General features: G+C 56.6%; 11 protein-coding genes and 1 tRNA gene. 5 read left to right on the plus strand and 7 right to left on the minus strand.

The features are described from left to right. Positions 1–84 precede the first annotated feature (84 nt). The 3 genes from mmsB to chvE all read right to left on the minus strand — a co-directional run bounded on the left by mmsB (position 85) and on the right by chvE (position 3,971). Complete coding sequence (mmsB, locus tag ACQZ5M_RS03990; RefSeq protein ID WP_296019967.1) at positions 85–1,281, minus strand: multiple monosaccharide ABC transporter permease; 1,197 nt, start codon at positions 1,279–1,281, stop codon at positions 85–87. Further along, entirely contained in the window at positions 1,281–2,816 is a 1,536-nt protein-coding gene (gene gguA, locus ACQZ5M_RS03995; protein ID WP_296019970.1) for a sugar ABC transporter ATP-binding protein GguA, read from the minus strand. Before gguA ends, mmsB begins: the two co-directional genes overlap by 1 nt. 90 nt (positions 2,817–2,906) lie before the next feature. Beyond that, positions 2,907–3,971 (minus strand): multiple monosaccharide ABC transporter substrate-binding protein, encoded by a 1,065-nt coding sequence (chvE, locus tag ACQZ5M_RS04000; protein ID WP_296019973.1) that lies wholly within the window; start codon positions 3,969–3,971, stop codon positions 2,907–2,909. Between the two features lie 266 nt (positions 3,972–4,237). Between chvE and ACQZ5M_RS04005 the strand changes: the two genes are divergently transcribed. Together ACQZ5M_RS04005 and ACQZ5M_RS04010 are read left to right on the plus strand one after the other, a co-directional pair. Beyond that, a complete protein-coding gene (locus ACQZ5M_RS04005; RefSeq protein ID WP_296019975.1) occupies positions 4,238–5,224 on the plus strand; it encodes a LysR family transcriptional regulator in 987 nt (328 codons plus the stop codon). A 162-nt stretch (positions 5,225–5,386) separates the two neighbouring features. Beyond that, positions 5,387–5,881 (plus strand): hypothetical protein, encoded by a 495-nt coding sequence (locus ACQZ5M_RS04010; RefSeq protein ID WP_296073648.1) that lies wholly within the window; start codon positions 5,387–5,389, stop codon positions 5,879–5,881. A gap of 8 nt (positions 5,882–5,889) precedes the next feature. Here ACQZ5M_RS04010 and ACQZ5M_RS04015 read toward each other — a convergent pair whose 3' ends face one another. Together ACQZ5M_RS04015 and ACQZ5M_RS04020 are read right to left on the minus strand one after the other, a co-directional pair. Further along, complete coding sequence (locus tag ACQZ5M_RS04015; protein WP_296019980.1) at positions 5,890–6,117, minus strand: hypothetical protein; 228 nt, start codon at positions 6,115–6,117, stop codon at positions 5,890–5,892. A 306-nt stretch (positions 6,118–6,423) separates the two neighbouring features. Continuing rightward, positions 6,424–6,945, minus strand: coding sequence for a MarR family winged helix-turn-helix transcriptional regulator (locus ACQZ5M_RS04020; RefSeq protein ID WP_296096672.1), 522 nt, complete (start codon positions 6,943–6,945; stop codon positions 6,424–6,426). 472 nt (positions 6,946–7,417) lie between these two features. On the opposite strand from ACQZ5M_RS04020, the gene ACQZ5M_RS04025 reads away from it, so the two are divergent. Beyond that, positions 7,418–7,494 (plus strand) — tRNA-Arg (locus tag ACQZ5M_RS04025). A 162-nt stretch (positions 7,495–7,656) separates the two neighbouring features. Here the strand turns inward: ACQZ5M_RS04025 and ACQZ5M_RS04030 are convergent. Continuing rightward, complete coding sequence (locus ACQZ5M_RS04030) at positions 7,657–8,373, minus strand: SDR family NAD(P)-dependent oxidoreductase (protein ID WP_449079130.1); 717 nt, start codon at positions 8,371–8,373, stop codon at positions 7,657–7,659. Between the two features lie 131 nt (positions 8,374–8,504). Between ACQZ5M_RS04030 and ACQZ5M_RS04035 the strand changes: the two genes are divergently transcribed. Further along, entirely contained in the window at positions 8,505–9,491 is a 987-nt protein-coding gene (locus ACQZ5M_RS04035; protein ID WP_449079131.1) for a LysR family transcriptional regulator, read from the plus strand. A 1,366-nt stretch (positions 9,492–10,857) separates the two neighbouring features. After that, positions 10,858–11,688, plus strand: a complete 831-nt coding sequence (locus ACQZ5M_RS04040; protein ID WP_449079132.1) for a hypothetical protein — start codon at positions 10,858–10,860, stop codon at positions 11,686–11,688. Between the two features lie 237 nt (positions 11,689–11,925). Here ACQZ5M_RS04040 and ACQZ5M_RS04045 read toward each other — a convergent pair whose 3' ends face one another. Then, positions 11,926–13,335, minus strand: a complete 1,410-nt coding sequence (locus ACQZ5M_RS04045) for a hypothetical protein (RefSeq protein ID WP_449079133.1) — start codon at positions 13,333–13,335, stop codon at positions 11,926–11,928. Positions 13,336–13,437: the final 102 nt, after the last annotated feature.

A 13,437-nucleotide genomic window follows, 5' to 3' on the forward strand; every position in this document is an offset into this window, starting at 1 on the left:
GCGTCATGAAACGCCGCCGCCTCATGGAAGTGGCCGGAAACCGGCCACTTGCTGTCGTTCTATAGGTGCGGGTGGACCTGACGGTCAGCCCTTGTTCTTGTTGTAGACATCGAAGAACACGGCAGCCAGCAGCACAAGGCCCTTGACCATCTGCTGGAAGTCGATGCCGAGACCGACGATCGACATACCGTTGTTCATCACGCCCATGATAAAGGCGCCGATGACCGCACCGGTGATCTTGCCGACGCCGCCGGAAGCGGACGCGCCGCCGATGAAGCAGGCCGCGATCACGTCCAGTTCGAAGCCTACACCAGCCTTCGGCGTTGCAGAGTTCAGGCGCGTTGCCACGATCATACCGGCGAGACCAGCGAGAACGCCCATATTGACAAAGGTCAGGAAGCTCAGGCGTTCGGTATTGATACCGGAAAGCTTCGTCGCCTTCTCGTTGCCGCCCATCGCATAGATGCGACGACCGATCGTGGTGCGACGGGTCACGAAGCTGTAGATCGCAATCAGCACCAGCATGACGATCAGAACGTTCGGCAGACCGCGATAGGTCGACAGGCTGTAGCCGAGGAACATAATCGCAGCGGCGATCAGCAGGTTCTGCACCAGGAAGAAGCCGAAAGGCTCAACCTGGATGCCGTGCTTCTCATTGACCTGACGACGACGCCAGGCCAGCACGAGAAGAACAGCCGAAATCGCAACCGTCAGGATCAGCGAGGTGGTGTTGATGCCTTCTATGCCGCCAATGTCAGGCAGGAAGCCCGTGCTGATGACCTGGAAATCGGACGGGAACGGACCGATGTTCTTGCCGCCCAGAACGAACAGTGTCAGGCCGCGGAATACCAGCATGCCCGCCAGCGTCACGATGAAGGACGGAATGCGGTGGTAGGCAATCCAGTATCCTTGCGCCGCACCGATGATGCCGCCGATGACAAGGCAGATCAACGCGGCCAGGAACGGGTTCATGCCCCATTGCACGGTCAAGATCGCGGCTATCGCGCCAACAAAGGCGACAATGGAGCCGACCGAAAGGTCGATATGCCCCGCCACGATGACGAGCAGCATGCCGAGCGCCATGATGACAATGAACGAGTTCTGCAACACCAGGTTGGTCAGGTTGACCGGACGGAAGAGAATGCCGCCTGTGTAGAACTGGAAGAAGAGCATAATGGCGACGAGCGCGATCAGCATGCCGTATTCGCGGATATTGGACCGGATATACGAGCCGACCGAGACGACGTTGTTCTCTTCGGTGGATGTGTTGGTCGAACTCATCAGTTCTTCTCCCCTGAGCGCATGATAGCGCGCATGATGCTTTCCTGGCTCGCCTCTCCCTTCGGCAATTCGGCGACAATCCGTCCTTCGTTCATCACGTAGATGCGGTCGCAGTTGCCAAGCAGCTCGGGCATTTCCGATGAGATCATCAAAACGCCCTTACCGTCGGCGGCAAGCTGGTTGATAATGGTATAAATTTCATATTTCGCGCCGACGTCGATACCGCGCGTCGGTTCGTCCAGAATAAGCACGTCCGGATTGGAGAACAGCCACTTGGACAGCACGACCTTTTGCTGGTTGCCGCCCGACAGATTGACCGTTTCCTGGAAGATGCCGGAAGAGCGAATACGCAAGCGCTTGCGGAAATCCGACGCGACCTGCATTTCCTTGATGTCGTCAATGACGGTAGCGGACGAGACACCGGCAAGATTGGCAAGCGTCGTGTTGTGCAAAATATTGTCGTTCAGGACGAGACCCAGATGCTTGCGGTCTTCGGTCACGTAGGCCAGGCCGGCGTCGATCGCCTTGCGAACGGTGCTCACATCCACCGGCTTGCCGTGGATCAAAACATCGCCGGTAATCTTGTGACCATAGGACTTGCCGAACACGCTCATGGCGAATTCGGTGCGACCTGCACCCATGAGACCCGCAATACCGACAACCTCGCCCTTACGGACATTGATGTTGATATCGTGCAGGACCTGACGATCGCGGTGCTGCTGGTGATAGGCGTTCCAGTTCTTGACTTCGAGAATGGTCTCGCCGATCGGCACATCGCGCGGCGGATAGCGGTCTTCCAGATCGCGGCCCACCATGTTGCGGATGATCACGTCTTCGCTGATCTCTTCCTTATGGCAGTCGAGCGTCTTCACCGTCATGCCGTCGCGCAGCACGGTAATCTGGTCGGCCACCTTGCGCACTTCGTTCAGCTTGTGGGTGATGATGATCGAGGTCAGCCCTTGCGTGCGGAACTCCATCAGGAGGTTGAGCAGCGCTTCGGAATCGCTTTCGTTCAGCGATGCGGTCGGCTCGTCGAGGATCAGAAGCTTCACGCTCTTCGACAGCGCCTTGGCGATTTCCACCAGCTGCTGCTTGCCGACACCGATATCGGTGATGAGCGTTTCGGGCGATTCCTTCAGGCCGACCTTCTTCAGCAACTCGCGTGTGCGCGTGAATGTCTGCTGCCAGCTGATGACGCCGTTCTGCGCGACCTCGTTGCCGAGAAAAATGTTTTCTGCAATCGATAGAAGCGGCACGAGCGCCAGCTCCTGGTGAATGATGATGATGCCGATATCTTCACTGTCGTTGATGGCGCGGAAATTGCGCAGCTCACCCTCGTAGTGGATTTCGCCGTCATAGGTGCCAGCGGGATAAACGCCGGAAAGGACCTTCATAAGGGTCGACTTCCCCGCGCCATTCTCGCCGACGAGCGCATGTATCTCACCCTGACGAACCTTGAGGTTCACGTTTTGCAGCGCTTTCACGCCCGGAAACGTTTTGGTGATGTTGCGCATTTCGAGAATGGTGTTGTCCATATCACAATCCTGCGCCGTACAATCCGGCGTTCTTATGTGGGTAAACGGGGAGCGACGATCACGTCGCTCCCCGTCACGATCATGAAGAAATTACTTCAGCTGGTCGGCCTTGTAGTAACCGCTTCCAACCAGAACCTTTTCAGCATTGTCCTTGGTCACGAGAACCGGCTTCAGCAGGTAGGACGGAACAACCTTGACGCCGTTTTCGTAGGTCTTGGTGTCGTTGACTTCAGGCTCTTTGCCTTCCATCAGCGCGTTGACCATGTTGACGGTAACCTTGGCGAGTTCGCGGGTGTCCTTGAAGACGGTCGAGTACTGTTCGCCAGCCATGATGGACTTGACGGACGGAACTTCAGCGTCCTGACCGGAAACGACCGGCAGCGGCTGGTCCTTGGAACCGTAACCTACGCCCTTGAGCGAGGAGATGATACCGATGGAGATGCCGTCGTAAGGCGACAGAACCGCATCAAGCTTGGCGTCGGTGTAGTAAGCGGAGAGCAGGTTGTCCATACGAGCCTGGGCCGTTGCCGGATCCCAACGCAGCGTACCGACCTTGTCCATGCCCATCTGGCCGGACTTCACGACGAGCTTGCCGCTGTCGATGTAAGGCTTCAGGACAGACATCGCGCCATCATAGAAGAAGAACGCGTTGTTGTCGTCCGGCGAACCGCCGAAGAGCTCGATATTGAACGGACCCTTGCCGTCCTTCAGGCCAAGCTTGTCGGCAATAGAGGTTGCCTGCAGAACGCCAACCTGGAAGTTGTCGAAGGTTGCGTAGTAGCTGACGTCGCCGCTGTTACGGATCAGGCGGTCATAGGCGATAACCTTGATGCCCTGTTCGCCAGCCTGCTTGAGAACGTCCGACAGAGTCGTGCCGTCGATCGAAGCGATAACGAGGACCTTGACGCCCTTCGTGACCATGTTTTCGATCTGGGAAAGCTGGTTCGGAATGTCGTCGTCAGCATACTGAAGATCGGTCGTGTAGCCGGCGTCTTTCAGCTGCTTGACGATGTTGTTGCCGTCGTCGATCCAGCGAGCCGAGGACTTGGTTGGCATGGCGATACCGACCGTGCCCTTGTCCTGCGCCCAGACGGGCGACGCAAATGCTGCAGCGCCGATGGCGCAGGCAGCAAACAACGAAATGATGGATTTCATGAACTCTCTCCCTTGGAACCCTTTTAGGCACCTGTATCCTTACAGACTGCCGTCAAATCCATGCGCGGTAGTGAAGAATCGAGCTTACTCGAACGGGCTCCCTGAGCTATTCCGTCTTTCACCGCTCCTCCCCGGCATGAGGTGCAAACTGTTCTGAATCCATATAACTGTCAAATAGAATATCTCTCTTTTCCTATATCTTTTTTGGTATATTAAATCGATATAAATTTTTGTCGGGCGCGTTAACGGCTCAGAAGGCACGAAAAATGGAACGGGATGAAACAAATCTGAGTGAGCTTCCCTCCGTCACAGAAGACAACCCCCTGTTGCGCGCAGGGTTGAAAATGACCCATCTACGTATGCTTGTGATGGTAGAAGAACACGGTCAGGTCAGCGCGGCCGCGACCGCGCTCAACATGACGCAGCCAGCCGCATCGCGAATCCTGTCGGAAATGGAAGCCATTGTGAAAAGCCCGCTTTGCCAGCGGGCATCGCGTGGCGTGGTGTTAACCAAGTTTGGAAAAGCCCTGGCAACACGCGCCAAGAAGATTCTGCTGGAGCTCCGAGAGGCGAGTCGCGAACTGGCGCAGATGAAATCGGGAAGCGGCGGATCGGTCTATATCGGCTCGGTCACGGCTCCAGCCATCAGCATGGTGGTGCCGGCCTTGCGCAAGGCGATGGACATCTATCCCGGCATCGAGATCAGCGTTCAGGTGGAAACCAGCAATATTCTCGCACGCGAGCTCTTGGCCGCACGGCATGACTTCGTCATCGGCCGCATTCCCGACGATCTCGACCCGGCTCTGTTCAACGCCCATGAAATCGGCATCGAGCGCGCCTGTCTTCTGGTCGGCAAGAATCATCCGTTGCTCCAGAACCCTCCGGCGAGGTTAGAGGACCTTTGCGATTACGACTGGGTGTTCCAGCCCCCAGGCACGCTGCTTCGGCGCACGATCGAGGATGTCTTTCTGTCGCATGGCGTTTCGCTGCCGCGCAATATCATCAACACGCCGTCCACCGTGCTGACACTCGCCATCGTTTCCGCCACCAATGCGATCGCGCCACTGGCGCTGGAAATGGCTGAATTCGTGTCCGGCCAACACGCCCCCATAGGCGAGATTCGCATTCTGCCGACCGATTTCGAACTGAGCGTCAAACCCTTCAGCCTGCTGACGGTCAAAGACCGGGTATTGCCTCCAAGTGCGCAGCTTCTCTATGACCTGATACTCGATGAAAGCCGCAAAAGCGCATGATACTTAAGCCTCGGGCAACATTGCGATGGTTGTCTACCGAGGCGCCACCACCGCGCATGCCCGCAATCAGCCCGACAAAGGTTCGGCGCTTACATCATCGTCACGAAACTCGGAATTAAGTTTCGAAAGACGATGATACGACCTTAAAAGAGTGGGAACGTCATGCTTTTCGGCCAGTCGGTTTTTCAGTCTGTTGTCACCCGCCTTGAGCGCGAAGCGGAAGAACTGCCCGAGGAGGAAAATCCGGCAATCTTGAGCCGCCGCATCATCTTCGATCCTGGCCCACTCAAGACATCCGACATGCCGGAGATGGAGGCGGACAATCGACCGCTCTCGGCCTATCTCGACCTTCTGGAAGATGCGCCACTCTTGGAAGGGCCCGTGCCGGCACAAGAGATAGAAGACCCGCCTCCAGCCGTCATGCCCGCCTACCTGCAGAAGACATCGCTCGCCGAGGTGAGCGATGAGCTTGGCATTGGCGAACACGATACGCTGGACAGCCTGACCGAGAAGCGCCGCCGCTTCGCGCGGCTCAATCATCCAGATGCGGTGTCCGCCGCATTTCGCCAGAACGCCCATCTACGCATGACCGCAGCCAATCTCCTTATCGATCAGGCCATCCGGCTTCTGGAATTACAGGGCGTAAACCGTCGCTAACTGATCCTTCAATCCTGCTCTGATGTCGAAATGGTTTCTTCAGGCTTATCCACGGAGGGCTTGAAGGTCAGCAGCAACGCATAGGCAGCATAGAACGCCAGTCCACCGACAAGCGTCGACCAGAAGGGTTCATGATTGACGAATTCAACGACTGCCCAGCCAGCGCAGGCGCCGACGATCAAGAGCCGCACCCAGAGCGGACGATACATGGGGTGGTTGGTGTCGATAAAAAGCATGGTTTCTCCATCGTGCCACGCGCGCCTCTCCGTAAAGAAACCGGCGCAAGCTCGAGATCAGCGCGTTCGGGCAGCATATCCCCCCAAGAGGCGGCAGAATGCAAGACCGCAAAGGTGAGAGCGGGAGGATAATCGAACGTTCAACTGGATTGTGATCGATCGGAAATCTTCTTCCACCCGAAAATTAACCGATACCGGTTGCGCAGGCTATCTCAGCTCACGCGTAAAGAACTCTTATAAAACAAAAACGGTGCGCACCGGCACCGCTTCGTCATCGTTCCTAAATGCGGGGGCGATGAGTGATGATCACTCTTCGATCTTGCGCAACAGGCCGACCAGCTGATCGCGGGCTTTCTCGCCGCCCAGCCTGCGAACTACCTTGTCCTCATGCGCCTTCCATACCCGCTGGATATCGTCGAGCAGGGCGTTCCCATCTTCTGTCATTTCCAGATAATGAACACGCCGGTCGGTCAGGGATTTGCGTCGGCTCAGAAGCCCCTTCTCCTCAAGCCCGTCGATGATCGCGACGAAATTCGCCCGCTGAATGCCGAGCGCTTCAGCCACATCGCTCTGCTTTAGATCGGAATTGTTGGACACGACGACAAGAACGGAAAAATCTGCCGGCCGAAGACCGTAGCCGAGAAGATTTTCGTTAAACTCACTGACCACTGCAAGTTGTGCCTTACGAAGCCGATAAAGCACTGCATCGGACAGGATGGAGTAGTCGATATCCAGCTTCGCACGTTTGGACTGATCAGGAGACGACTCTTTCGTCTCCGAATATTTCCCCTTCGCCCGACCTTGCTCGAAAGCGATATCCAAAGTCATCCCGGTCTCCTGTCGACAATCGTCATATAGTGGAAGCTGTTGAAATATGTTTATTAGAACAATGTTTAATAGTAATTAATCCAGCGGTCTAGTCTTTGAAGGAGCGAAAACTTATAGAGCGCTGATCGCCATGCGCCGCTTCTATACTGAAGGACTGAATATTAGCGTCGATAACCAATATATTGTAAATGCATCATTAATTCAGTCTCCGACACCCTTTAGAACACTCCCAGAAAGCGTCGCTGCGCCCGGGTAATTGCGGTTCAGTCTTCGAAAAAACGCCGACTGTTAATTTACGCCCGCAAGAAATTGGGTGCAATCCAAAGATGTGACATATAACAGATGATTTATCATGCTTCTTCACCTTTCAGCCTTTGGTCGGAGCCAGCGGCATTTTAAAGATTGAAGAGACGTGAAAGCTGGTTTAAGAAACCGACCATATTAAAACGCGACTCGAAACCGCGTCTTAAGGGCACCCGTAGCTCAGCTGGATAGAGTGTTGGATTCCGATTCCAAAGGTCACAGGTTCGAATCCTGTCGGGTGCGCCAAATACCGCCGATTTCCCTCCGCAATACGCTATAGCCGCCGAGCGTGCCACGCTTCGTTTCGGGTTTCTGGAGAATACCGCGCTAACGCGTAGAAGCGACGGCGGTTGACGATAAAAAGTTCGAACAGTGTTGGGCCGAAAAGGCGTGCGCCTTCGACGATTGTTACCACGGAACGTCACGTCCTTCCCGGTCGAGATAGCGAAGACCGGGCTTTCCCTGCTGTGTGAGAAGCGTGGTGACGATTTGCGGTATGGTTTCTTCCATACCAAAGGGCGCATCGGGGCCGCCGAGCCCGGTGCGTATCCAGCCTGGCGCCATCAGCACCAGGGAGCGAGAATCGTGGGCATGGCGAGCCGCGTAGCTGCGCATATATTGGTTTAGCGCAGCCTTGGAGCCGCGATAGACCTCATGACCGCCATTGGTATTGTTGGAAATGCTGCCTTGCCCGGACGACATGACGCCGATCAGGCCAGCCGGCGTCACACAGTCCTGCAAGCCTTCGACCACCCGCATGGGGCTGAGTGCATTCGTGACCATCACGCGGATGAACTCATCGGTTGAAACCTCCGCAATGGTCTCATCCTGATTGGTATTCGCCGTACCAGCGTTCACGAACAGGATGTCGACCTGTGTCTCTGCCAGCCAATCACGCAACCCTGCGATCTCATCCGGCCGCGTGATGTCGAGTTGAGCAATTTCGACACGGCCTGGATGTGCATCGCTGAGGTCATGCAACAATGTTCGATCAGGTCCGCGCACCGTTCCGATCACATTCCAGTCGCGTGCCAAAAATTCCGCCGCCATTGCATGGCCAAGTCCGCGCGATGCGCCGACGATGAGTGTGGTTTTATTGGTTTTGTTTGCATGGTTCGAGGTCATGATCTCACTGTTCCTTCTTGGTGTCGGACGCCATCATCCTCCCCGCAAATAAAATGCGCCAGACGCATAGGATGCAAACTATTGTTGCATGAAGCGCTATCCATCTGTCGGGTATCGGATAGAGTGTTTCGATGGACACCATTGACCTCAATCTTTTGCCGGCACTCGATGCGCTTCTGACAGAAGGCAGTGTAACGGCGGCAGCGCGGCGATTGGGCCTGAGTGCATCCGCCATGAGCCGGACGCTTGCCCGATTGCGTACCGCGACCGGCGATCCTCTGCTCGTGAGGGCAGGTCGTGGGCTGGTACCAACGCCACGCGCCATCGCCCTGCGTGAGCGCGTTCATGTGCTGGCGCGCGATGTGCGCGCCGTTCTCAGCCCGCAGGACGCCACCCTCGATCTGGCCACTCTGGAGCGGACCTTCACGATCCGGGCCAATGAAGGTTTCATCGCCTTGTTTTCCGCTCCCTTAGTGGCCGCGGTGGTCGCGACCGCTCCCCATGCGCGACTGCGCTTTGCGCCAAAGTCGGTTAAAGAGGCAGGTCCGCTCCGGGACGGAACGATCGATCTGGAAATTGGAGTGCTGGGGGACTTTGCGCCCGAGGTTCGAACGCATCTTCTCTTTCGCGACCGCTTTGTCGGCGTTGTCCGAAACGAGCATCCGCTGCTCTCAGCACCGGTGACGCCTGAGCGATATACCGCCGCCCGGCATGTCGTCGTGTCACGGCGCGGGCAATTCACAGGGCCGGTCGATGACGCTCTTGAGGCGCTCGGCCTTACCCGCGAGATCGTGGCCGTGGTGCCGGGCTTCCCCGATGCGTTTAGGATTGCGCGCCAGTCCGATCTCGTCGCGCTGGTGACGCAATCCTGCTTATCCGACCCACAGTTCGAAGAAGGGTTGGTAAGCTTCCCCCTGCCGGTGGAAACACCGGCGATCGCCGTCGTCGCGTTCTGGCATCCCCGCACGGAAGCCGACCCTGCGCATCGCTGGCTGCGCGAAACAGTTATGTCCGTTTGCCGGCCCTCCCAGTTTTCGTTGAAACAGCAGGACAATGGCGGCTCAGCAGAATCTGCAAGCCACGTCCGCCACGACAAAAGTGACAGGCAGTCCACATAATTCTCCAAGCTCGCATCGACGGAGCCCGTCCCACCGGCTGTCATGCGAATTTGCCTCTGACGCTTGATACTGTGATCCACGTCGACATCGCCTCTATCAAGGGCAGGTCCGTCCAGTTGCACGTGTGCCTGCGTGATGACGCTGGCTGGAGGAGCCTCTCAGCCAGCGAAGACACGATCCGTGCCATGCGCGTGCGGGCAGCCGGTGGCAACGGCGTCTCAAAGCAAACTTACGCCAGGGGTGGCCCGCTGCCCGCTTGGCACAAGCGCCTGCCAAATCAAGGTTTGTCGATAGAGCCAGCTTATCGCGATACAAGCCTGACCAGATTGTAGAGTGAGGCGTTGTTCCCGGTTTCTGTTCCTCGGATCATTGCGTCGCCGCAGAACGACATTACCTGAACCATCATATGGACCTTGGTTCCGCCGTCCCGATCTTCGAGCAATGTGGTGATAAGACGCGCCGCCAAAGGTCTAGCCTCCCGATTGCACAACTTCACACCACACGATCCGGGCATTGGGGACGATGGAAATATAGGTGGCGGTACCCGTGTACTGCGGATCATCCTTCCTCCATAGGAAGGTACCCTGGCAGCCTTTTCCCGGAAATCGTCCAGATGCCACCAAGCGAACTCGACGGTTTTTATCTTGCCCAAAAGTGCGCAGCGTCCTGGCCGGAAATTGGTATCATAATCGCGTCCGGACAGATTGAACCGAAAGCCGACGACCTGCCGGAAGGCGCAGTTTTCGTGAGGAAGCCGTTCAGCGCAGACGTCGTTCACGATCATCATCAGCAACTGTTGCCGGACGGAAAGAAGCCCGAACCGCTCAAACGGCGTGCGTCTTCATTAGGCTGACATTTAAGGCGACGAGACCCCGCGACGCAGACCCACGCCTTGTCACGCGCGTTCATCGCATTGGGGCATGTTACAAAACTTCGTGCCGCCAGATCGCGGCGCAGGAGTGACAACGGGTCAGCACGACGGCTCAGGCCAACGTCTCGTTACCCCTCGACCACGTTGTGGCCCTCGATCATCTGCCCGAGTCCGACTCCCGGCTCGTGGTAATCCATCGATCCTCAACGCCAGTCCGATTTTCATGCCGGGTAGCATAATTTCAGAGTGAAACGGGCGAAGGTGTGGACGAGCAAACAGACTTCACTTCGAGCCGAAGTCGGAATGTTCTCATGTAAAATCGTGAGATCGATAAGGATGCGAGCGCCAACGCTCAGACCTGCCAGCGGCTTCTCCATCACCTGAAATGCGGCGCGCAGCCGGCCTCACTGTTCGATTGCGCCGCAAGGCATACGCAAGGCATAGCCGGTATTTACCAGCGACAATCCCAGTCTGGCTGCAGAATAAAGGCCTCCAATGAGCACCCCGAATAACGGTATGCAGACCATCCACGCGATGGCAAATTTCATGGCTGAGCAACACCCCGAAATTCTGCTGATCATGGCGCAGAAATTGAGGCTCCATCTATCGAACTCCCTGGCCAGTTTTCACGGCAACAGGGTTGCGCATGGGCCGTTCAAGGGTTTGCTGCTCGGCGCGGATACGCATTGGGGAGAAGGTGCTGATAGAGGGGGCATGATCCTTGGGCTCTACGAGCAGGAAATTCTCAATATAGTGGACGAGATTCCGGCCAGGTATCGGACATTCATCGATCTGGGCGCTGCCGACGGATATTACGGCTTGGGCATGCTGGTGAACAACCGGTTCGATACGTCCTACTGCTATGAAATAACCGAACGTGGCCGCGAGGTGATCGCCGCTAACGCCGTTCTGAACGGTGTGGCAGACAGGGTCATCATCCGTGGCGAAGCGACCCGTAAGTTTTATAACGACCTTCCCGCGGAAGTGCGTGACCAGTCGCTGGTCCTTGTCGATATCGAGGGCGCCGAATTCGATCTCATCGATGCCGGTACGTTCGCCGCCTTTTCCAAGGCTATGATCGTCATCGAGATTCACGATTGGATGGTTGAGAACGGGCCTGAAAAGATGGCCAAGCTGCAGGTCGATGCTGCACGCACGCATCGCGTCACAGAAATCAAGATGGGTGCCCGCGATCTCTCCGGCATCCCAGAGCTTCAAAGCATGCCCGACACCCAACGCTGGTTGCTATGCTCGGAAAACCGCGCGCGGGTGATGGTGTGGCTCAGATTCGATCCCATCGAGATGGACGACACTCCTGACGCGTGAGTTAGGCTCATTCGTTGCTCTTCGGGCAACGGTAAGCGCCGGGCAAACGGATATCGCAGATGACAGCTCCGGCGCGGATGCGGCAGAGCTGCGATGAACATCCAGCAGGTTCCTGAGAGTGTCTAATCCATACCGGACCGGACGGGCATCACACTAGCGGCTGTATGACCGCCCTCCTCAAGGGTGATTTTCCCTCTCAGACGAACAAGCCCGTTCTCCCGACCTTGGCAAACCGGCTTATACGAAATTTTTCTGCAGGAGCACCTGCGCTATCGTCAGTCGCAGTTCGGAGGTCTTGTCGGTCTTTGTCAGCGCATTGAGAACATGGACCAGGGTATGTGGGTTTTGTACCGACACGCCGGACGATGAGCGGACGATCTGCACGTGCTTGTCCATCAGCGTAAAGTCGCCGGCGCCCAGCGCATGCAAAAAGAAATTGAGGAAGGGCTGATCGCCCAGCGTGAGGATGGCGCCTGGTTGACGTACCAGTTCGACGACGCACGAGAAGGCATCCTTGCAGATCCGGGCATTGCGCATACCGATGATGCCCGAATTGCCAAAAGCCACCTCGCCCGAATAGGGAACGATGTTCGTATCGAAGAGAAACTTCCCGAACCAGTTGCCATAGCCGCCCCATTCGGACGGAATGCTCGGCATGCCAGCATATTCTGCCCACTCGGTCGCAATACAGACCTTGTCCGACATCAGGATGTCGATCAGGAGATCGTCGATCGGGCCCGCGCAGACCACGTCGCAATCGAGGTACAGGATTGGCTGGAATTGTTCGAGGGCAGCATCGTCCAGGCAATAGCGCCCAAGCCAAGGTGAACCATGCGGCATGGGAAAGATCCGCAAGGACTTTTGAAACCGCTCGGGCACATGCTTGCGCACCGCCGCCTCGGTAAAGCTGGTGATGATCCCGACCGTGCCATCAAATCGACCGTAGCGATCAAGGCTTTCCAGAGAGAGCGCCAACGTCTCCAGATACTCATAGCTGCCATATACGCAGTAATACACAAGCGGGTTGAAGCTTGAGACAGCCGCGTCGGCTCCCTGCTCTATTTCAGCATGTTCAGATGTTGGCGGCCAGTCACTGAAGTCAACAAGCCCGCCCATCTTGTCGGTCCGGTTGAGTGACCGAAAATCCAAAAGGCGCTCCGGTCGCTGAAAGTCAAGAAGGGTGCGCGTTGCGTGGTGCAGCCACCGACCGTTCCACGCCGCAACCTTGGCTATGCTCGACAGCGGCACGAGCTGATAGATTTCCCAGTCGTTTACAGAAGAGCGCATCTCATTGGAGCCGTTGCGCATATTGGATGAGAGATACAGCCCATCCGCCGAGAATACCATTCGGCCCTTTCGATCCGGCAATTCGAGGGCGCCCAGATCGGCAATCCGGTATGCGGAATTTTCAATCCGGGCAGCACCTCCACTCAGGCGGCGGAAAATCGCTGCGTCCGGGTCGGGCTTGGCACAGACACATAAGAAGGAAGTATTGGGTGAGCCGATTTTGGTGTGCGTCAGCAGACCCGAGGCTGCGTCCAGACTGAGGAACGAGTTGTGATGCGTGGAAACGAGAAAGACATCGTCATCGTTAAGCTTCGACACATCGTTCGCGTCAACGGTAAAGAAGTTGTTTGTCTTGAGCAAAATCGTTTCCGCCGATCAAAAGTGTGCCTTCGTCGCTTGCCTCCGTTTTCTCGGCCTCGAGACTTTACCGAATGCACGAGCCGCTCGAGGGTTGGGAAAGCA

This window comes from Rhizobium sp. 22-785-1 (genome assembly GCF_053521965.1).

What these genes read in the sequence shown, in the direction of transcription:
- mmsB (WP_296019967.1), bottom strand. Translation starts at nt 1,281, where the DNA reads ATGAGTTCGACCAACACATCCACCGAAGAGAACAACGTCGTCTCGGTC.
- gguA (WP_296019970.1), bottom strand. Translation starts at nt 2,816, where the DNA reads ATGGACAACACCATTCTCGAAATGCGCAACATCACCAAAACGTTTCCG.
- chvE (WP_296019973.1), bottom strand. Translation starts at nt 3,971, where the DNA reads ATGAAATCCATCATTTCGTTGTTTGCTGCCTGCGCCATCGGCGCTGCA.
- ACQZ5M_RS04005 (WP_296019975.1), top strand. Translation starts at nt 4,238, where the DNA reads ATGGAACGGGATGAAACAAATCTGAGTGAGCTTCCCTCCGTCACAGAA.
- ACQZ5M_RS04010 (WP_296073648.1), top strand. Translation starts at nt 5,387, where the DNA reads ATGCTTTTCGGCCAGTCGGTTTTTCAGTCTGTTGTCACCCGCCTTGAG.
- ACQZ5M_RS04015 (WP_296019980.1), bottom strand. Translation starts at nt 6,117, where the DNA reads ATGCTTTTTATCGACACCAACCACCCCATGTATCGTCCGCTCTGGGTG.
- ACQZ5M_RS04020 (WP_296096672.1), bottom strand. Translation starts at nt 6,945, where the DNA reads ATGACTTTGGATATCGCTTTCGAGCAAGGTCGGGCGAAGGGGAAATAT.
- ACQZ5M_RS04030 (WP_449079130.1), bottom strand. Translation starts at nt 8,373, where the DNA reads ATGACCTCGAACCATGCAAACAAAACCAATAAAACCACACTCATCGTC.
- ACQZ5M_RS04035 (WP_449079131.1), top strand. Translation starts at nt 8,505, where the DNA reads ATGGACACCATTGACCTCAATCTTTTGCCGGCACTCGATGCGCTTCTG.
- ACQZ5M_RS04040 (WP_449079132.1), top strand. Translation starts at nt 10,858, where the DNA reads ATGAGCACCCCGAATAACGGTATGCAGACCATCCACGCGATGGCAAAT.